The sequence below is a fragment of the Mycobacterium sp. AT1 genome (genome assembly GCF_002043095.1).
Taxonomy (GTDB): domain Bacteria; phylum Actinomycetota; class Actinomycetes; order Mycobacteriales; family Mycobacteriaceae; genus Mycobacterium.
Genome location: NZ_MVOC01000011.1, coordinates 39,438 through 58,512, shown reverse-complemented (window position 1 = coordinate 58,512; position 19,075 = coordinate 39,438). Strand labels below are relative to the sequence as shown.

At 66.0% G+C, this 19,075-nt stretch carries 18 protein-coding genes; 12 read left to right on the top strand and 6 right to left on the bottom strand.

What is annotated here, in order from left to right; translation table 11 throughout:
* Positions 1-22 precede the first annotated feature (22 nt).
* Positions 23-901 carry a DUF4344 domain-containing metallopeptidase gene (locus B1790_RS06525; protein WP_079922405.1) on the top strand — a complete coding sequence of 293 codons (879 nt, stop codon included), beginning with the start codon at positions 23-25 and terminating at the stop codon, positions 899-901.
* Positions 902-907: 6 nt separating this feature from the next.
* On the opposite strand, the gene B1790_RS06520 is transcribed toward B1790_RS06525, so the two are convergent.
* From B1790_RS06520 to B1790_RS06510, 3 genes are all read right to left on the bottom strand, one after another.
* Entirely contained in the window at positions 908-1,696 is a 789-nt protein-coding gene (locus tag B1790_RS06520) for an LLM class F420-dependent oxidoreductase (protein WP_079922404.1), read from the bottom strand.
* A gap of 43 nt (positions 1,697-1,739) precedes the next feature.
* A complete protein-coding gene (locus B1790_RS06515; RefSeq protein ID WP_079922403.1) occupies positions 1,740-3,800 on the bottom strand; it encodes a PhoX family phosphatase in 2,061 nt (686 codons plus the stop codon).
* Positions 3,801-3,915: 115 nt separating this feature from the next.
* The gene (locus B1790_RS06510) at positions 3,916-4,827 is read right to left on the bottom strand and encodes an alpha/beta fold hydrolase (protein ID WP_079922402.1); all 912 of its coding nucleotides are present in this window, start codon (positions 4,825-4,827) and stop codon (positions 3,916-3,918) included.
* 57 nt (positions 4,828-4,884) lie between these two features.
* On the opposite strand from B1790_RS06510, the gene B1790_RS06505 reads away from it, so the two are divergent.
* Complete coding sequence (locus tag B1790_RS06505; RefSeq protein ID WP_079922449.1) at positions 4,885-6,090, top strand: enhanced intracellular survival protein Eis; 1,206 nt, start codon at positions 4,885-4,887, stop codon at positions 6,088-6,090.
* A gap of 65 nt (positions 6,091-6,155) precedes the next feature.
* On the opposite strand, the gene B1790_RS06500 is transcribed toward B1790_RS06505, so the two are convergent.
* The 3 genes from B1790_RS06500 to B1790_RS06490 form a co-directional block, all read right to left on the bottom strand.
* Positions 6,156-7,232 carry an inositol-3-phosphate synthase gene (locus B1790_RS06500; protein ID WP_079922401.1) on the bottom strand — a complete coding sequence of 359 codons (1,077 nt, stop codon included), beginning with the start codon at positions 7,230-7,232 and terminating at the stop codon, positions 6,156-6,158.
* A 48-nt stretch (positions 7,233-7,280) separates the two neighbouring features.
* Entirely contained in the window at positions 7,281-7,844 is a 564-nt protein-coding gene (locus B1790_RS06495) for a PadR family transcriptional regulator (RefSeq protein ID WP_079922400.1), read from the bottom strand.
* 117 nt (positions 7,845-7,961) lie between these two features.
* Positions 7,962-8,828 (bottom strand): DUF1707 domain-containing protein, encoded by an 867-nt coding sequence (locus tag B1790_RS06490; RefSeq protein WP_079922448.1) that lies wholly within the window; start codon positions 8,826-8,828, stop codon positions 7,962-7,964.
* Positions 8,829-8,939: 111 nt separating this feature from the next.
* On the opposite strand from B1790_RS06490, the gene B1790_RS06485 reads away from it, so the two are divergent.
* The 10 genes from B1790_RS06485 to B1790_RS06440 all read left to right on the top strand — a co-directional run bounded on the left by B1790_RS06485 (position 8,940) and on the right by B1790_RS06440 (position 18,909).
* Positions 8,940-9,362 (top strand): DUF5318 family protein, encoded by a 423-nt coding sequence (locus B1790_RS06485; protein ID WP_079922399.1) that lies wholly within the window; start codon positions 8,940-8,942, stop codon positions 9,360-9,362.
* A gap of 181 nt (positions 9,363-9,543) precedes the next feature.
* On the top strand, positions 9,544-11,826 hold the full coding sequence (locus B1790_RS06480) for a transglycosylase domain-containing protein (RefSeq protein ID WP_142271099.1): 2,283 nt from the start codon (positions 9,544-9,546) through the stop codon (positions 11,824-11,826).
* 26 nt (positions 11,827-11,852) lie between these two features.
* Positions 11,853-13,448: a glycosyltransferase family 87 protein gene (locus B1790_RS06475; protein WP_079922446.1), complete on the top strand. Its 1,596-nt coding sequence runs from the start codon at positions 11,853-11,855 to the stop codon at positions 13,446-13,448.
* Positions 13,445-13,909 (top strand): SRPBCC family protein, encoded by a 465-nt coding sequence (locus B1790_RS06470; protein ID WP_079922398.1) that lies wholly within the window; start codon positions 13,445-13,447, stop codon positions 13,907-13,909. Before B1790_RS06475 ends, B1790_RS06470 begins: the two co-directional genes overlap by 4 nt.
* Positions 13,910-14,032: 123 nt before the next feature.
* Positions 14,033-14,323: a 30S ribosomal protein S6 gene (gene rpsF / locus B1790_RS06465; RefSeq protein WP_056551398.1), complete on the top strand. Its 291-nt coding sequence runs from the start codon at positions 14,033-14,035 to the stop codon at positions 14,321-14,323.
* An 88-nt stretch (positions 14,324-14,411) separates the two neighbouring features.
* Positions 14,412-14,942, top strand: a complete 531-nt coding sequence (locus B1790_RS06460) for a single-stranded DNA-binding protein (protein ID WP_079922397.1) — start codon at positions 14,412-14,414, stop codon at positions 14,940-14,942.
* A gap of 35 nt (positions 14,943-14,977) precedes the next feature.
* Complete coding sequence (gene rpsR, locus B1790_RS06455; RefSeq protein WP_056551394.1) at positions 14,978-15,244, top strand: 30S ribosomal protein S18; 267 nt, start codon at positions 14,978-14,980, stop codon at positions 15,242-15,244.
* A gap of 20 nt (positions 15,245-15,264) precedes the next feature.
* On the top strand, positions 15,265-15,717 hold the full coding sequence (gene rplI, locus B1790_RS06450) for a 50S ribosomal protein L9 (protein WP_079922396.1): 453 nt from the start codon (positions 15,265-15,267) through the stop codon (positions 15,715-15,717).
* A gap of 468 nt (positions 15,718-16,185) precedes the next feature.
* Positions 16,186-17,595 (top strand): replicative DNA helicase, encoded by a 1,410-nt coding sequence (gene dnaB, locus B1790_RS06445; RefSeq protein ID WP_079922395.1) that lies wholly within the window; start codon positions 16,186-16,188, stop codon positions 17,593-17,595.
* Between the two features lie 393 nt (positions 17,596-17,988).
* A complete protein-coding gene (locus tag B1790_RS06440; RefSeq protein WP_079922394.1) occupies positions 17,989-18,909 on the top strand; it encodes an abortive infection family protein in 921 nt (306 codons plus the stop codon).
* Positions 18,910-19,075 lie beyond the last annotated feature (166 nt).

The following is a 19,075-nucleotide window of genomic DNA, read 5'->3' as shown; positions in this document are numbered from 1 at the left end:
CAACATTCGTGCTGGCGTGGCAATGGCGGCGGTCGCGGCCGTCCTGGCCGGTTGTGGGCAGGGCAGCCAGGCGGCGGGCTCGTCGTCGGCACCGGCGAGTACGGCCGACGCCGCCGTCATGCCGACGCCAACCCAGACCGACGTCAACGGCAACGGCATCCCGGACTCGGACCCCTCGGACGACGACTGGCCCGGCACGATGACCGTGGTCTACGAAGACGCCACCACGCCGGACGCCATTCGGGGGCGCAAGTTCATGGAGGACAGCAAGCTGCTGCCACAGCTCGCCGACGACATCACCTCGTCCTTGAAGCTGCCCTACGACATCCCGCTGAAGGGCTCGCAATGCGATGAGCCCAACGACTTTTGGAGCCCGAGCGACCAGGAGATGACCCTGTGCTACGAGGACGTCGCCAACAGTTTGGACCTGTACGCCCGGCTCGGTGACGAGGATCCCGAGGCCAGCGCGTGGAACGAGGCGCTGGCGTCGTTCTATCACGAGACCGGTCACATGGTGATCGACCTCTACGACCTCCCGGCCACCGGGCGCGAAGAAGACGTCGCCGACCAGGCATCGGCCTACCTGCTGCTGCGGCCCGACGACGACGGCAAGTTCGACCCGGACGACGTGCAGGCCATCATGGATTCGGCCCGATGGTTCGGCGCGATGAGCTCGGGCGAGGGCGGTGAGATCGACGACGACCAACTCTCCGACGAGCACACCCCGGACCGGGCCCGGATGTTCAACATGGTCTGCTGGGCGTACGGCGCCGATCCCGACGCCACCGGGGACGTCGTGGCGGCGGGCTTGCTGCCCGAACATCGCGCCGAACGGTGCCCCGGCGAATACGACAAGTTGAACCGGGCGTGGAGCACCCTGCTGCAGCCCTACGTGAAGTAACCCGGGTCAGCGGTTGTCGCGCCAACGGCACAGGGCATCGGCGGCACTGAGGTCGTAGTCGGGACCGTTGACGCCGATGGTCAACAGGCTGACCCCCAGCCCGACGAGCGCTTCGGCGTCGGCGATCAGCGCGTCCTCGCCCTTGCCGGCCTCCACGCCCGCCGACCGTTCGATGGTCGACGGATCGCGGCCGATGTCGGCGCAGTGCCTGTCGAGCACGGCGGCCTTGTCGGGATAGGTCTCGGCGGTGGTGAAGCCGTGCCACAGGTGGGCGTACTGCGCCACCATGCGCAGCGTCTTCTTCTCGCCCTGGCCGCCGATGAGGATCGGAATGTCGCGCACCGGTGTGGGATTGAGCTTGCCCAGCCGTGAGGTGATGCGCGGCATGGCGGCCGCAAGGTCGTCGAGCCGGCTACCCGCCGTGCCGAACTCGTAGCCGTACTCGTCGTAGTCTCGTTGCTTCCAGCCCGACCCGATGCCGAGGATCAGCCGGCCGTCGCTGATGTTGTCGACGGTGCGCGCCATGTCGGCCAACAGCTCGGGATTGCGGTAGGAGTTACAGGTCACCAGCGCGCCGATCTCGATGCGCGAGGTCTGCTCGGCCCACGCGCCGAGCATCGTCCAACACTCGTAGTGGGCGCCGTCCGGGTCACCGTAGAGCGGGTAGAAGTGGTCCCAGTTGAAGGCGACGTCGACGCCCATGTCCTCGCAGCGCCGGACGGCGTCGCGAAGGTGGCCGTAGTTGGGGGAGTGCTGGGGCTGGAGTTGGACGCCGATGCGGGTGGGGAAGCTCATGGATACTGCTTACCCCTTCTTCGGAGAGTTCTCCCAAGAGGATCTACACCCCGATGTTGCCGGAGTCCCGCCAGACGACGACGACAGACGGGCGGGCGGTGCCGTTGTCGCCCTCCGGCCAGCGCGACAGAGGGTCGTCGACGCTGTTGTCGTCGCTCTCCCCCGGGTGCTGGACGCAGACGGTGACGAGGTCGTCGGTGACGACGGGTCCGCACGTCTCGGCGCCGAGCGGAACGGTCAGAAACTGTTTGGTCTCACCACGATTGGGCCCGTCGAGCGCAACCGCGAACAGCCCGTCGTTGGAGTCGAGTGCGTTGCCGTCGGTGGAGATCCACAGGTTGCCGTGGCTGTCGAAGGCCAGGTTGTCGGGGCAAGAGATGGGGCTGACGCGGCTCTTGTCGAACCCGCCGAAATAGGTGTCGGCGGCGGCCGGGTCGCCACACACCAGCAGCAGTTCCCAGGTGAACGTGGTGCCGGCGTGGTCGTCGGTGAGCTCGAGGATCTGCCCGCTCTTGTTGTCGTTGCGCGGATTGGCCGCGTCGGGGGCCGCCTCACCTGGCGCGCCGCGTTCGTCGTTGTTGGTCAGGGCGACGTACACCTTGCCGGTCTTGGGGTTGGCCTCGAAGTCCTCGGGCCGGTCCATCTTGGTGGCCCCGGCCTTGTCGGCGGCGAAGCGGGTGAACACCGACGCCTCTTGCGCGCTGACGCCGGGGACGAGTGACTCGGCCTGGCCGTTCGGGCCGGAGCGCAGCAGCGGGAGCCACGTGCCGGTGCCTGCGAAGGATCCCTTGGCGGGCAGGGTGCCGGAGCCGTCGATCTGGTTTGCGGGGATGTCGCTGGTGAGCTTGGCGACGTACAGGGTGCCCTCGTCGAGGAGGGACATGTTGTGCGCCATGGCCTCCGGCGAGGTCCCTGGCTGAATCTTCTTGCTGGACACGAACTTGTACATGTAGTCGAAGCGCTCGTCGTCGCCGGTGTAGGACACGACGGTGCCGTCGGCGGTGACGTAGATGGTTGCGCCCTCGTGCTTGAGGCGGCCCATCGCGGTGTGCTTGACTGGCCGAGACGCCGGGTCCCACGGGTTGACCTCGACGACGTAGCCGAAGCGGTTCACCTCGTTGGGCGTTGCGACCACGTCGAACCGAGGGTCGAACGTCTCCCACTTGCGTTCGGTCGCTTCGGGTTTGACACCGTAGCGCTTGAACTGGTCGGAGCGTACCGGGCTGACCGACGCGCCCTCTTGGGCGCCGAAGTACCCGTGGAAGTTCTCCTCGCCGGACAGCACGGTGCCCCACGGCGTCACCCCGCCCGCGCAGTTGGCGAACGTGCCCAAGACCGTTCGCCCGTCGGGATCTGCGGCCGTCTTGACGAAGTCGGTGCCCGCGGCCGGTCCCGTCAGCGTCATCGGGGTGTCGGCGGTGATGCGGCGGTTGTAGCGGCCCAGCACCGGCACTAGGCCGTCGGCGGTCCGCTTGACCTCGACCACCGAGAGGCCGTGGGCGGCGATCGAGATGTCGAACTGCTCGCGCGTTGGCTTGTCGGCGTCGTAACCGGGGTGCATGAACTGTTCGGTGGTGTACTCGTGGTTGGTCACCAGCAGGAAGTGATCGGCATTGCCGGGAATCGGCAGCAGCCCGGCGAAGTCGTTGTTGAAGCCGAACTGTCCCCGTTGGGCGGCGGCGGTCTGTTTGGTCACGTCGAACGCCGGCGCTCCTGGCACGACGGGGTCACCCCAGCTGATGACCACGGCCTGGCGGTAGCCGTCGGGGATGACGACGGCGTCCTCGCTGTTGGGGGCCACCGAGGTGAAGTTCATTCCCGCCGAGGGCTTTTCGGGCTCCGGGGCCTGGCTGGCCGCCGGCGGAGTGTCGGTGCCGCACGCAGCCAGGGCCGATCCGGCGCCGACGGCCAGCACGGTGACGCCCGTGGTCCGCAGCAGCGTTCGGCGCGACACGCGCTGGACGACGTCGCCGAAGTACTCGTTGGCACTGCCATTGGGTACCGGCTGGGAGCACGCGTCGCCGCACTTGTACCGGCACGTCACGTGCTGGCGCGCGGAGCGACCATCGTGTTGGACGAAGAAGTTCAACGGCACCAGCGACATGCGAAGGGGAGCCTTCCGACGATTTCACCGGCCGGGGCTGTGGCCAGTTCGTCGGAAACTTACGGGTCCCTGTTGATCAGTTGTGAAGCATTGGGTGAACGGGAGCCAAACGCGTTCAGCGGGCCAGAACTCCGCGCAGGATCTCGACGAGCGCCCCCGGTTGATCGCCCTGCACGGAGTGGCCGGAGTCCGCGACGACGTGGGTGCTCAGGAAACCGGGAGCCGCGGCGGCGAACGCGTCGGCGTCCTCGTCGTTGACGAAGTGGGAGTTGGCGCCCCGCACCAGGGTCGTCGGCATCGTGATCGACGGGACGTCGTCCCAGAGGCCTGCAAAAGAATCCGGCAGCCCTTCCCCTCCTCGGAACGAGTCGTAACGCCACGTCCAGGTGCCGTCGTCGAGCCGCTTGCTGTTGTGGAAGACGCCGCGGCGCAACGATTTACGGTCGCGGTTCGGCGCCATCGCCACGGTCGCGTCGAGCATCGCGGCGAAGCTGGGGAAGGTGCGGTCGCCGCGCACCAGCGCGACGGTGCCCATCTGCGCCTTGGTCATCTGCTCGTGGCGTTCGGGCGCGGACGGGGTGACGTCGACGAGCACCAGCTCGGGCACCAGCGCGGGCTGGGTCGCGGCCAGCCGTAGTGCGGTCAGCCCGCCGAGTGACATGCCGACGACCAGGCGCGGCGAGGACGCCCATTCGCGGAGCGCCGGCGCCAGGGTGTCGGCGTTGAGCTTGGGGCCGTAGTCGCCGTCCTCGCGCCACGCGGATCGGCCGTGGCCGGGCAGGTCGACCGCCAGCGCGGACACGCCGAGACCGAGGATGACGGTGTCCCAGGTGTGGGCGTTCTGCCCACCGCCGTGCAGGAAGACGACCTCGGGATCGGCCGCGCCCCACTTCAGCGCGCTGACGGGTCCGGAATCCAGCCTCTCGACCGATGGCAGGGGACCGGTGGCGCCAATCTGTTCGGCGTTCTCCGCCAGCAGCGCGAACTCGTCGAGGCCCAGCAGGTCGCCGTCGTTGATCTCCGCCATCGCTCGACAGTACAAAAGGAGATGCGACGGCCGGCGCGCTGTGCCACCGTCGGATTCATGCCTTCGCCGACTGGACTCGTGATCCGTACCGCCGAGGACGCCGACTGGCCCGCGATGGTGCTGTTGGCGGCCACCTGTTTCGGGTCCTTCCGCCCACGGGAGGCCAATGACATGTGGCGGACGCTGATGCCCGCCGACGGTGTCGTCATCGCCTGCGACGGGGACGACGTGGTCGGGATGGCGTATTACCTCGACCTCCGACTGACCGTGCCCGGTGGCGCCGTGCTGCCGATGGCCGGGGTGTCGTGGGTGTGCGTGGCGCCTACGCATCGCAGGCGCGGCGTGCTGCGGCAGATGTTCGGTGAACTGCACGGTCGAATGGCGTTGTCGGACTACCCGATTGCCGGCCTCGAGGCGTCCGAGGGCGGCATCTACAGTCGGTTCGGCTACGGCCAGGCAAGCGTCGTCGAGTCGTTGAGCGTCGACCGTCGGGGCGTCGAGTTCCTCGACGAGGTTCCGGATCGAGGCGGCGTCCGGATCGTCACGCCGGTCGAGCACCGCGATCGGATCGAGGAGATCTACGAACGCTGGCGGCTGAGGACGCCCGGCGGACTGTTCACGCCACGACCGATGTGGGATCAGGTGTTCGGTGACCGGGAGGAGTATCGGCGCGGCGGCGGTCCGCTGATGGCACTGCTGCACGATGACGGCTTCGCCATGTACCGCATTCACGGCGACAGCGAGCGGAAGACGGTCGCGATCACCAAGCTGGCGGCGGTCACCGTCGACGCCTACGTCGCGTTGTGGCGGACGCTGCTCGGCATGGACCTGATGGACACCGTGACGGTCGAAGCGCCGCCCCGCGAGCTGTTGCCGTACCTGCTGACCGATGCGCGGCGGGTCCGGCTTACCCATCGCGAGGACGGGCTGTGGCTGCGGATGCTCGACGTGCCTGCGGTGCTGGAGGCCCGAACCTATGCGGCGGATCTGTCACTGGTGCTCGACGTCTCCGACGGGTCACTCGGTGGCGGCGGCCGGTTTGCGCTCGAGATTCGTGACGGTCGGGCGCGCTGCGAGCCCACCGACGCCGAGCCCGACGCATGGCTGAGCCTGTCGGTGCTCGGCAGTCTCTACCTGGGGGAGCACAGTGCGTCGGCGTTCGCCGCGGCGAATCGGTTGCGCAGCAACGACTCTGCGGTCGTCGCTGGGCTGGACGCCGCGTTTGCCACCGACGTGCCCGCGGAGCTGGGCTTCGGCTTCTAACCCCGCGACTTCGGCGTGATCAGCGGCGCTCACCGCTGCTGATCACGCCGAAATCGCAAGAAGGGTTAGCCCTCGATGAACGATTCCAGCTGGGCGCGCGCGATGTCGTCGGCCAGCTGCTTGGGCGGGCTCTTCATCAGGTACGCCGAGGCGGCCTCGACCGGTCCGCCGATGCCACGGTCCAGCGCGATCTTCGCCGCACGCACCGCGTCGATGATGACGCCGGCGGAGTTCGGCGAGTCCCACACCTCGAGCTTGTACTCCAGGTTCAGCGGCACGTCGCCGAAGGCGCGGCCCTCGAGGCGGACGTAGGCCCACTTGCGGTCGTCGAGCCAGCCGACGTGATCCGACGGTCCGATGTGGACGTCCTTGGCGTTGAACTCACGCTGCAGGTTGCTGGTGACGGCCTGGGTCTTGGAGATCTTCTTCGACTCGAGACGCGAGCGCTCCAGCATGTTGAGGAAGTCCATGTTGCCGCCGACGTTGAGCTGCATGGTGCGGTCGAGCTGAACACCGCGGTCCTCGAACAGCTTGGCCATCACGCGGTGGGTGATGGTGGCGCCGACCTGGCTCTTGATGTCGTCGCCGACGATGGGAACGCCTGCGGCACGGAACTTCTCGGCCCACACCGGGTCAGAGGCGATGAAGACGGGCAGCGCGTTGACGAATGCGACGCCGGCGTCGATGGCGCACTGGGCGTAGAACTTGTCGGCCTCTTCGGACCCGACGGGAAGGTAGGACACCATCACGTCGACCTTGGCGTCCTTGAGCGCCTTGACGACGTCGACGGCCTCGGTGTCGGACACCTCGATGGTCTCGGAGTAGTACTTGCCGATGCCATCCAGAGTCGGTCCACGCTGGACCGTCACGTTGGTCGGCGGTACGTCGGCGATCTTGATGGTGTTGTTCTCGGAGGCGAAGATGGCCTCGGAGAGGTCGAAGCCGACCTTCTTGGCGTCGACGTCGAACGCGGCGACGAACTGCACGTCGCGAACGTGGTACTTGCCGAGCTTGACGTGCATCAGACCGGGGACGGTCGAGTTCTCGTCGGCGTCGAGGTAGTACTGCACGCCCTGCACCAGCGACGAGGCGCAGTTGCCGACGCCGACGATGGCGACCCGGATTTCATTCGACTCGGACATGGGGCGATCTCCTTCTGTACTGACAACTGCGAAGCGGGTGTTGGGGATTTAGGGCTGGGGTTCGGGGGTGGTCTCGGGACGTCCCGGCGCGGCGACGCGTTCTGCCGCGATGAGGTCGTTGAGCCACTTGACTTCGCGCTCGCTGGACTCGAGCCCGAGTTGATGAAGCTGGCGGGTGTAGCGGTCGAGTGAATTACTGGCGCGCGCGATGGCTTCACGCAGGCCTTCGCGGCGTTCCTCCACCTGGCGGCGGCGACCCTCCAGGATGCGCATCCTGGCCTCGGCCGGGGTGCGGTTGAAGAAGGCCAGGTGGACGCCGAATCCGTCGTCGGTGTAGTTCTGCGGGCCGGTGTCGGCGACGAGCTCGGTGAAGCGGAGCTTGCCGGCGTCGGTGAGGACATAGACCCGGCGGGCCCGCCGCATCTTGACGGCACCGACGGGGGCTGCTTCCTCGACGATGAGGCCATCGGCTTGCATTCGGCGCAGGGCCGGATACAGCGAACCGTAGGAGAACGCCCGGAACGCTCCGAGCAGGCCCGTCAGCCTCTTGCGCAGCTCGTAGCCGTGCATCGGCGACTCGATGAGAAGTCCCAAGATGGCCAGTTCCAGCATCGAATCACCTCCTGCGTGTTCGCTACGACGATTTCACCCGTCGGACGAATGTATCGCACCGATATAAACGGTGCTGCGTAAAGCGAACATACACAACACTTTGGAAAGTCCGCCAGTTCAGCGTGACGGTCGGTGGACTGTCTTGATGTTTCCGGCGCCGTCGACCTCGAAATACCCGCTGTTGCCGAAGTTGGGCGACACGAAGATCTGAATGGACAGGGCCTCTGGCGCGGCGTCCACGTCGTCGTCGTGCGAGATCGACACGTGCATGTCCTTGACCTCGTTGGGGTTCATCTCGAGCGTCCCGGGCGCACCACGGATGAGCCCGACAAGGGTCGGCACGTCGACGGCCCCGAGGTCGACGACGCGGGCGTCCGAGGACACGTTGGTCTCCGAGGGGTCGGCCCAGCCACCGCGATAGGAATACCGCAGCACCCGTCGCGGCTCGGCGGGATCCTGTCGCTCCAACGACGCGTAGTCGTCGAAGATCGTCAGTTCGAAGCCCTTCGTGTCGCCGAACTTCTGGCGCATCTGCTCGAACAATCCGTTGAGACCGCCGAGTGACATCAACTGCCGTGGCGGAGTCAGCACCTTCGCCGGAATGCCGTCTGACTTGGCGCCGGGGTCGGAGGTGAAGCTCAACGGCGAGGTGGTGTTGCCGTACAGCCCCCAGCCGATCGCGATTCCGAGAACCACCAAAACGCCTGCCACGGCGACGCGCATGCCCCAGCCGCTGCCACCGCCGCTGGCCAGTCGGGACGGCTTCTTCAGGTCGGGCATCTGCACCGGTGCGTTGTCGTTCTGCAGGTCCTCCACCAGCTGTTGGAGGTCGCCGAGGGTCGCTGCTGTGGTGGCGGCCGCGACCCTGATGCGGTGCTCCTCCCCGGACAGTTGTCCATCGGCGAGCGCGCTGTCGAGGACCTGGCAGGTGTTGTTGCGGTCGCTGTCCTTCGCCCGTGTACCTGCTGTCTGCCGAGTCGCCATGGACGGATCGTAGGAGTTCACGTGCCATACCCGCAGACCAGATGCCGAACAGGGGGTGAAGGTGGCGGAGTCGAAGCTGCGCGAAAGGGGGGCCGACGTACTCTGGTCATCGTGCGATTGCAGCGACAGGTGGTGGACTACGCGCTCAAGCGGCGGTCCCTGCTGGCCGAGGTGTACTCGGGCCGCACCGGCGTTTCCGAGGTCTGTGACGCCAATCCGTATCTGCTGCGCGCCGCGAAGTTCCACGGCAAGTCCAGTCAGGTGATGTGTCCGATATGTCGCAAGGAGCAGCTCACGCTGGTGTCGTGGGTGTTCGGTGATCATCTCGGAGCAGTGTCCGGATCCGCCCGCTCCACTGAGGAGCTGGTGATGCTGGCAGCCAAGTTCGACGAATTCGCGGTGCACGTGGTGGAGGTATGTAGAACTTGCAGTTGGAATCATTTGGTGAAGAGCTATGTGTTGGGCGCGCCTCGTCCTCCCAAGGCGCGCGGCACCCGGACGGCGCGCTCGGGCGCGCGTACCGCCAGTGAATAGCGAAGGGCGACAAGACCGGCCGGCCGACGACATCCGCAAGGGACCTTCGGCCGACGGTGGCGTCGCGCACCCCCGACACTCCGCGCCGTCACCATCCGACGGTGCGACGCGGGCGTTGCCACAGCCACAACAGCAGCAGCCACAGCAGCGTGATCCTCGGCGCCACGACGATCGCCAGACCATGGTCATCCCGCCGGTGCGCGACGCGCGCCCGGCTCAGTACCGCGACCCGATCGACGTCGTCAAGGCCGCGTTGGACGGAACCCCGCCCCCGAAGCCGCCACCGCCAGGTCCGCCCGGCGGTGGCCGGCCACCCGGTGGCGGTTCAGGTGGGCGACAGTTCAACGTCAACTGGAAGTGGGTTCGCCGCGGGTCCTTGGCCGCGTTGGCGATCTGCATCCTGCTGCCGATCGTGACGTTCGCGATGGCCTACATGATCGTCGACATCCCCAAGCCGGGAGACATCCGGACCAATCAGGTGTCGACCATCCTCGCCAGCGACGGCAGCGAGATCGCCAGGATCGTGCCCCCCGAGGGCAATCGAGTCGACGTGGACATCGACCAGATCCCGGTGCAGGTGCGCAACGCGGTGATGGCGGCCGAGGACCGTGACTTCTACACCAACCCCGGGTTCTCGTTCACCGGCTTCCTTCGCGCGTTCAAGAACAACATCTTCGGCGGCGATCTGCAGGGCGGCTCGACGATCACCCAGCAGTACGTCAAGAACGCGTTAGTCGGCGACGCCCGATCGGGCGTCGGCGGCGTGGTACGCAAGGCCAAGGAGCTCGTCATCTCGACGAAGATGACCGGTGACTGGTCCAAGGACCAGATCATGCAGTCCTACCTCAACATCATCTACTTTGGCCGCGGCGCCTACGGCATCGGCGCGGCCTCGCAGGCGTACTTCGGCAAGCCCGTCGAGCAGCTCAACGTGGCGGAGGGCGCACTCCTCGCGGCGTTGATCCAACAGCCGTCGGCGCTAGACCCGGCTGTGGACCCCGAAGGCTCGGCCGAGCGGTGGAACTGGGTGCTCGACGGCATGGTCACGATGGGCGCGTTGTCGCCCAACGACCGCTCCGCTCAGGTGTTCCCCCCGACCGTGCCGCCCGACCAGGCGCGTGCGCAGAACCAGACCAGCGGACCGAACGGCCTGATCGAACGTCAGGTCACCAAGGAACTGATGGATCTGTTCAACATCGACGAGCAGACGTTGAACACCGAGGGTCTGCAGATCACCACGACGATCGACCCGAAGGCGCAGAAGTCCGCCGAGGACGCGGTCGCCGAGTACATGGAGGGCCAGGATCCGGACATGCGGACGGCCGTCGCCTCGGTCGACCCGAAGACGGGCGGGGTGAAGGCCTACTACGGAGGTTCGGACGCCAACGGCTTCGACTTCGCGCAGGCCGGACTGCCCACCGGGTCGTCGTTCAAGGTCTTCGCGCTGGTCGCCGCGCTGCAGCAGGGCATCGGTCTCGGCTACCAGGTGGACAGCTCGCCGGTCGAGGTCAACGGCATCAAGATCAGCAACGTGGAAGGCGAGGGTTGCGGTACCTGCAACATCGCCCAGGCGCTGAAGATGTCCCTCAACACCAGCTACTACCGGCTGATGCTGAAGCTGAAGAACGGCCCGCAGGACGTCGCCGACGCCGCGCACGCGGCCGGCGTCGCCGAGAGTTTCCCCGGCGTCGAGCACACGTTGTCCGAGGACGGCAAGGGCGGACCGCCCAACAACGGCGTCGTGCTAGGTCAGTACCAGTCGCGGGTGATCGACATGGCCTCGGCCTACGCCACCCTGGCGAACTCGGGCGTCTACCACCGGCCGCACTTCATCCAGAAGGTGGTCCGATCCGACGGTCAGACGTTGTTCGACGCGGCGACGCAGGACGATCCGGGGGAGCAGCGGATCGACAAGGCGGTCGCAGACAACGTCACCTCCGCGATGCAGCCGATCGCGGGCTACTCCAGGGGCCACAACCTGGCTGGGGGCCGGCCGTCGGCAGCCAAGACCGGCACCAACCAGCTGGGTGACACCGACGCCAACCGCGATGCGTGGATGGTCGGCTACACGCCGTCGCTGTCGACCGCGGTCTGGGTGGGCACGACCGAGGGCACCAAGCCGCTGGAGAACAAGTCGGGCGGCTCGGTCTACGGGTCGGGCATTCCGTCCGACATCTGGAAGGCGACGATGGACGGGGCCCTCGAGGGCACCGACAACGAGTCGTTCCCGAAGCCGACGGAGATCGGCGGCTATGCGGGTCCACCGGCCGCGCCACCGCCTCCGCCACCACCTCCGCCGCCGCCGTCGGAGACGGTGATTCAGCCGACGATCGAGTTGGGTCCCGGCATCACGATCCCGTTCGGCCCGCCGACGACGATTCAGCTGCCGCCACCGGGGGCGCCGCCGCCTCCTGGTGATCCGGCTGCCACCCCGACGATCACCGCGCCGCCGCCTCCGCCGTGATCGGCCAGGACCCAAATCGGTCGACGGTGTCTCCTGAGCCGTTAGCCGAAGATTTGCGCAGCGACGACGCTCGCGACTTCCCCAGCCGGACCGACACCATCGGTGCGGCGCTGGCCGGTGCCATCGGCGGACCGGTCGGCAAGCACGCGCTGATCGGCCGGGCCCGATTCATGACGCCGCTGCGCGTCATGCTGATCATCGCGTTGCTGTTCCTGGCGTTCGGCTACTCGACGAAGGCCGCGTGCCTGCAGTCGACGCGCACCGGGACCGCCGACCAACGGGTCGCCATCTGGGAAAATCAGCGGGCGTACTACGAGCTCTGCTACTCCGACACCGTGCCGCTGTACACCGCGGAACTGTTGAGCCAGGGCAAGTTTCCGTACAAGTCGTCGTGGACGGAGAAGGATTCCACCGGCGCGCAGCAGATCCAGTACGACGGCACGCCCGCGGTGCGGTACATGGAGTATCCGGTGCTCACCGGGCTGTACCAGTACGTGTCGATGGCGTTGGCGAAGACGTACACGGCGTTGACGAAGCTGGTGTCGATTCCGGTGGTCGCCGAGGTGGTGATGTTCTTCAACATCTCGGCGTTCGGGTTGGCGTTGGCGTGGTTGGCCACCGTGTGGGCGACGACGCTGTTGGCGGGGCGCCGGATCTGGGACGCGGCGCTGGTCGCGGGGTCACCGTTGGTGATCTTCCAGATCTTCACCAACTTCGACGCCTTGGCGACGGCGTGTGCGGCGGGCGCGATGCTGGCGTGGTCGCGTCGCCGACCGGCCGTGGCGGGCGCGTTGATCGGCATAGGGGTGGCGCTCAAGCTCTACCCGTTGTTGTTGATCGTGCCGCTGGTGATCCTGGGGTTGCGCACGGGCCGCATGCGCGAGGTCGGCAGGACCGCCGGCGTCGCGGTGGCGACGTGGCTGGTGGTCAACCTGCCGATCATGGTGCTGTACCCGCGCGGATGGTCGGAGTTCTTCCGGCTCAACACTCGTCGTGGTGACGACATGGATTCGATCTACAACGTCGTGAAGTCGTTCACGGGGTGGCGCGGCTTCGATCCGAACCTGGGGTTCTGGGAGCCGCCGTCGGTGACCAACGCGGTGACGGCGGTGCTGTTCGCAGTGTGCCTGTGCGGCATCGCCTACGTCGGGTTGACGGCCCAGCGTCGTCCCCGGTTGGCGCAGTTGGCCTTCCTGGTGATCGCGGCCTTCCTGCTGACCAACAAGGTGTGGAGTCCGCAGTATTCGTTGTGGCTGGTGCCGCTGGCGGTGCTCGCGCTGCCGCAACGACGAATTCTGTTGGCGTGGATGACGGTCGACGCCTTGGTCTGGGTGCCCCGGATGCTGTACCTGTTCGGCGAGGCGAAGATGGGTTTGCCGCAGGAGTGGTTCACCGCCACGGTGCTGCTGCGGGACATCGCGGTGATTGCGTTGTGCGCCTTGGTCGTTCGCCAGATCTACCGCCCCGAGTTGGACGTCGTCCGCCGCGGCGGAGTCGACGACCCGTCGGGCGGAGTGTTCGAGCATGCTCTGGACGCACCGCCCAAGTGGTTGCCATCGCGGCTGCGGCCCACGCCGCCCGCACCGACGAAAGAACCCGAGAAGGAGTTGACGCTGACATGAGCGATCTGACGTTCAGTGATTCCGTCGTGGTGAACGCCGACGCGGACACCCTGTACGCATTGGTGTCCGACGTGACCCGGATCGGCGAGTGGAGCCCGCAGTGCCGGGCCTGCTGGTGGGACGAGGGTGGCGGTCCGACCGTCGGCTCGTACTTCACCGGACGCAACGACGACGGCAAGCGCACGTGGGAGACCCGCAGCCGGGTCGTGGCCGCAGACCCGGGCCGTGAGTTCTCATGGGTGGTCAACGACGGCTGGGTGCGGTGGGGGTTCAGCCTCGAGCCCGCCGACGGCGGAACGCGCCTCACCGAGCACTGGTCCTTCGAGCCCGCGGGCATCGAAGGCTTCCGCGGCCGGTACGGCGAGAAGGCCGACGTTCAGATCGCGATCCGGACGAAGGCCGCCAAGGAGGGCATTCCGGTGACCCTGGCGGCGATCAAGCGCACCGTCGACGGCGGCTGAGCCGAGCACGATTTCGCAGCTCAGGCGGTCCTGCTGTAACCTTGCCGAGTTGCCGACGCAGGCGACCCTCCTGTCACGGACAAGCCGTGGCCGCAAACGACCATAGGAGGTGATGGGTTCCACATGCGTCCATACGAAATCATGGTCATCCTCGACCCCACGCTCGACGAGCGAACTGTTGCACCGTCATTGGAGACGTTCCTGAACGTCATCCGCAAGGACGGCGGCACGGTCGAGAAGATCGACATCTGGGGCCGGCGCCGCATGGCGTACGAGATCCTCAAGCACCCCGAGGGCATCTACGCCGTCATCGACGTGAAGGCCGAGCCGGCCACCGTGTCTGAGCTGGACCGTCAGCTCAGCCTCAACGAGTCCGTCCTGCGGACCAAGGTGATGCGGACCGACAAGCACTAGGCCCAATGGCCCGTGCCCGTCAGAGCGCATCCGTAGGCTCGCTAGCGATCCGTTCTTTGCGACCTGCTTCCCAATCACAGGAGGACCCGTGGCTGCTGGTGACACCAACCTCACCATCGTCGGAAACCTGACCGCCGATCCCGAGTTGCGGTTCACGCCGTCCGGGGCCGCCGTCGCCAACTTCACGGTGGCGTCGACGCCTCGGATGATGGACCGTCAGACCAACGAGTGGAAAGACGGCGACCCGCTCTTCATGCGGTGCAGCATCTGGCGCGAAGCTGCCGAGAACGTGGCCGAGAGCCTCACCCGCGGTTCGCGGGTGATCGTGACCGGTCGCCTCAAGCAGCGTTCGTACGAGACTCGTGAGGGTGAGAAGCGCACCGTCGTCGAGCTCGAGGTCGACGAGATCGGTCCTTCCTTGAAGTACGCGACGGCCAAGGTCAACAAGGCCAGCCGTAGCGGTGGGGGCGGAGGCGGCTTCGGTGGCGGCGGCGGTGGCGGTTCACGCCCCGCCGGTGGCGGTAACAGTGCTGCCAGCGATGGCCCGAGAGACGACCCGTGGGGCAGCGCCCCCGCGTCCGGATCGTTCAACGGCGCCGACGAAGAACCTCCCTTCTGATCAACTGATTTCCAAGTACTGAGAAAGAGATAGACATGGCGAAGTCCTCCTCCACGAAGAGGCGCCCGGCTCCTGAGAAGCCGGTCAAGGCCCGGAAGTGCTCGTTCTGCTCGAAGAAGGGCAAGAACCAGATCATCGATTACAAGGACACCGCGTTGCTGCGGACCTACATCAGCGAGCGCGGCAAGATCCGTGCCCGCCGGGTCACCGGTAACTGCGTGCAGCACCAGCGCGACATTGCGATCGCAGTCAAGAACGCCCGCGAGGTAGCCCTGCTGCCGTTCAGTGCGACGTCGCGCTAAGCCGAACGAAGAGAACTGACATGAAACTGATTCTGACCGCTGAGGTCGACCACTTGGGCTCTGCCGGCGACGCCGTCGAGGTCAAGGACGGCTACGGCCGTAACTACCTGCTGCCCCGTGGCATGGCGATCGTCGCGTCGCGTGGCGCCGAGCGTCAGGCCGAAGAGATTCGCCGCGCCCGCGAGACGAAGGTCGTCCGCGACCTGGATCACGCCAACGAGATCAAGGCCGCTCTCGAAGAGCTCGGCCCGGTGTCGTTGCCGGTGCGCACCGCCGGTGCGGGCAAGCTGTTCGGCTCCGTCACCACCGGTGACATCGTCGGCGCCATCAAGAAGGCGGGCGGCCCGAACCTGGACCGGCGGACCGTCAACCTGCCCAAGGCCCACATCAAGGCCACCGGCACGTATGCCGTCGCGGTGCAGCTGCACCCCGAGGTCACCGTCGGCGTTTCTGTGAACGTCGTCGCCGAGTAATAGCAACAGCGTCAATACGCCCGGGTGAGGGCTTGATCGATCTTCGCCCGGGCGTTGCTGTGCGCGCTGGCGAACATCACGGGCCCCTCGTGACCCAGCGAACATAACCGCGCGTTAACCCTTAGGGCCCGTGCGTGCAACACAACACGCCCGAGACGGCAACCACGGACGACACGCCGGGGCAAATCGCATCCACAAGTTCCCACACGGCTCGTAGCGCCTCCATCTGCGGCGATGCTTGAAAACCCGATGGTTGTGCACAGGTTGTCCCCAAGGGCTCAACATGGCCGACCTCATCTATGCACACTGCGTCCACAGGTCTATGCACAGGGGTCGCTTGCAACCGTTCCAGCAACGTCTCTAACGTGAGCCGTCGCGTGCTTGTCGGCCGGGGGGTCTAGCCTCACCGGCGAGGCGATCGAAAGCGCGTTCGACATCGATTGACATGAAGGGGGAGGTGGACGCTTCGTGGCTGTCGTCGACGATCGGGGCTGGCAGGGCGGTCAGTCCGGCGGCCGCGCGGAGCAGGACGCCCCGCCAGCCGAGGAGTACGGCCGCCAGCCTCCCCAGGACATGGCTGCCGAACAGTCGGTGCTCGGCGGCATGCTCCTGTCGAAGGACGCGATCGCCGACGTCCTGGAGCGGCTGCGGCCCGGTGACTTCTACCGCCCCGCGCATCAGAGCGTGTACGACGCGATCCTCGATCTCTACGGCCGCGGTGAGCCCGCCGACGCGATCACCGTGTCCGCCGAGCTGGATCGCCGCGGGCTGCTCAAGCGCATCGGTGGCGCCCCGTATCTCCACACCCTGATCTCCACCGTGCCGACCGCGGCCAACGCGGGGTACTACGCAGGCATCGTGTCGGAGAAGTCCCTCCTGCGGCGTCTGGTGGAGGCCGGAACGCGGGTGGTGCAGTACGGGTACGCCGGCGCCGACGGAGCGGACGTGGCCGACGTGGTGGACCGCGCCCAGGCCGAGATCTACGAGGTCACCGAACGGCGCACCACCGAGGACTTCGTGGTCCTCGAGCACCTGCTGCAGCCGACGATGGACGAGATCGACGCCATCGCCTCGCAGGGTGGCGTGTCGCGTGGTGTGCCTACCGGCTTCACCGAGCTCGACGAGGTGACCAACGGTCTGCACGCTGGCCAGATGATCGTGGTGGCGGCCAGGCCTGGCGTTGGCAAGTCGACGCTGGGACTAGATTTTTTGCGGTCGTGCTCGATCAAGAACCGGCACTCGAGCGTCATCTTCTCCCTGGAAATGAGCAAGTCCGAGATCGTCATGCGCCTGCTGTCGGCCGAGGCGAAGATCAAGCTCGCCGACATGCGATCCGGGCGGATGAGCGACGACGACTGGACGCGGCTGGCGCGGCGGATGAGTGAGATCAGCGAGGCGCCGCTCTACATCGACGACTCGCCGAACCTGACGATGATGGAGATCCGCGCCAAGGCGCGGCGGTTGCACCAGAAAGCGGACCTCCGACTGATCGTGATTGACTACCTGCAGCTGATGACCTCCGGCAAGAAGGTCGAGTCCCGCCAGCAGGAAGTCTCCGAATTCTCAAGGCAGATCAAGCTTTTGGCCAAGGAGCTCGAGGTTCCGGTGGTGGCGATGAGCCAGCTGAACCGTGGGCCGGAGCAGCGCACCGACAAGAAGCCGATGCTGTCCGACCTTCGTGAGAGCGGCAGCATCGAGCAGGACGCGGATATGGTGATCCTCTTGCACCGGCCCGACGCGTTTGAGCGCGACGATCCGCGCGGCGGCGAAGCGGACCTCATCATCGCCAAACACCGTGCGGGACCGACGAAGACGATCACCGTGGCGCACCAGTTGCACCTCTCGCGATTCGTGGACATGGCGCGTTCTGGGATGTGACATGTTGTCGAGATGCAGCGAAGATTGACAAAGCGAGCTGTGTTGTTTAACTAGACCCATTAGTCAGTACAAATGTTGGCAGTCCAAACGTGTAGACACCGTTCCAGGAAGGTTTGCGGCCCTGCGGCACGCGCGCCAGAGCGTTTTGCAACACCCTGGGATAGGCCTTGTCAGGTGCGGCATCTCAGGTTTCGTGTCCAATTGTCAAGTGAATTGTCCGCCTGATGTCCAATTGGACATGGAAGTGAGATTTATGCAAGACGTGGCGATCGACGGTGGTGTTGGCGGCGCAGCAGCACGGACGGATCGGGGTAGGGACTTCAGGGTTCAAGTCCCGTTGCGCCAAAGTGGAGGAGTTCGACGAACTCCAGGCATAGAGGTCACGATCCAGATATGGGTCGTGACCTCTGTGTTTGGTGGGTTATTTGGGCCGCAGGTAAGACGTCAGGCGCCGTCAGGGACTTCGCCGCCGACTTCTTGGCGCGCATTTACGACTTGGACGCTCTGCTGAGCACAGATTCGAGGTACAAGTCCGCTGTTGGTGATATCCGACAGCATCGCGTCAATAACCCTGAAGACTGGCCCGACGACTGGGTGTTCACCGATAGCCGCTTCGGATTGCAGCACGGTGACGACGAACTCGTTCTGCGATTCCTCGCCGAGATGCTGCACCCGCTGGTGCGACCCGATGAAGAGGAGGTTGGCAGACTTCTCAACTCTTTCAACGAAGCCCTCGCCAGAGATGGATACGAGCTCTACTCAGCTGACTGGATCAGTGGCCATGCCGTTTACGGATGGCGTCGTCGCGACTCCTTTCACGGCGCAAGCCCGGACCTTCGGCTCCGCGAACGTCAGCTCCTGACCGACCCGGTGGTGCTGGAAGAGCATCTTGTACGCATACGCGACAGTCTCAGCTCAGATCCGGCCGCAGCGATCTCGTCGTCGAAGAACCTGGTCGAGAGCTTGTTCAGGATCATTCTCGACCACTCCGGCGTGGCGTACGGGCAGCGCGAGGACATTCCTCAGCTCTATCGGTACATCGCCGATCTGCTTGAGCTGAAGGCAGATTCGGTTCCTCAGAGTGCTAAGGGAAGCGAGTCTGCGCAACAGATCTTGCGCACGCTCGTCACCACGATCCAGTCGTTGGCCGAGCTGCGCAACGAGCTAGGAATTGGCCACGGGCAGTCGAAACGCAGCGTGGCGCTGACGAGGCACGCGCGATTAGCGTTGAACGCAACGGTCGCTGTCATGGAGTTTGTGCTCGATACATGGCACGCACGGGAGGCTGCTGGGCGTCTCAAACCCGTGGACTGAACGCCTCATTACCCGGGAACCAGCAGCAACCGTTTGTATAGCGCCATCGAACTGGTGAGTGGCCAGCCCGCCAGCAGGAGCAAGCAGACGCCTCGCGAGGACAACTCAATTCTGCAGTGACGACGCCACCGGAGCGGTCTCAATCATACAGGAGTTGAACCTGGCC

Coding starts and splice junctions, on each gene's coding strand:
- B1790_RS06470 (WP_079922398.1), top strand. CDS start 13,445: ATGAGCGATCTGACGTTCAGTGATTCCGTCGTGGTGAACGCCGACGCG.
- B1790_RS06505 (WP_079922449.1), top strand. CDS start 4,885: ATGCCTTCGCCGACTGGACTCGTGATCCGTACCGCCGAGGACGCCGAC.
- B1790_RS06490 (WP_079922448.1), bottom strand. CDS start 8,828: ATGGCGACTCGGCAGACAGCAGGTACACGGGCGAAGGACAGCGACCGC.
- rpsF (WP_056551398.1), top strand. CDS start 14,033: ATGCGTCCATACGAAATCATGGTCATCCTCGACCCCACGCTCGACGAG.
- B1790_RS06495 (WP_079922400.1), bottom strand. CDS start 7,844: ATGCTGGAACTGGCCATCTTGGGACTTCTCATCGAGTCGCCGATGCAC.
- B1790_RS06510 (WP_079922402.1), bottom strand. CDS start 4,827: ATGGCGGAGATCAACGACGGCGACCTGCTGGGCCTCGACGAGTTCGCG.
- B1790_RS06520 (WP_079922404.1), bottom strand. CDS start 1,696: ATGAGCTTCCCCACCCGCATCGGCGTCCAACTCCAGCCCCAGCACTCC.
- B1790_RS06500 (WP_079922401.1), bottom strand. CDS start 7,232: ATGTCCGAGTCGAATGAAATCCGGGTCGCCATCGTCGGCGTCGGCAAC.
- rpsR (WP_056551394.1), top strand. CDS start 14,978: ATGGCGAAGTCCTCCTCCACGAAGAGGCGCCCGGCTCCTGAGAAGCCG.
- rplI (WP_079922396.1), top strand. CDS start 15,265: ATGAAACTGATTCTGACCGCTGAGGTCGACCACTTGGGCTCTGCCGGC.
- B1790_RS06440 (WP_079922394.1), top strand. CDS start 17,989: ATGGGTCGTGACCTCTGTGTTTGGTGGGTTATTTGGGCCGCAGGTAAG.
- B1790_RS06525 (WP_079922405.1), top strand. CDS start 23: ATGGCGGCGGTCGCGGCCGTCCTGGCCGGTTGTGGGCAGGGCAGCCAG.
- B1790_RS06480 (WP_142271099.1), top strand. CDS start 9,544: ATGGTCATCCCGCCGGTGCGCGACGCGCGCCCGGCTCAGTACCGCGAC.
- B1790_RS06515 (WP_079922403.1), bottom strand. CDS start 3,800: ATGTCGCTGGTGCCGTTGAACTTCTTCGTCCAACACGATGGTCGCTCC.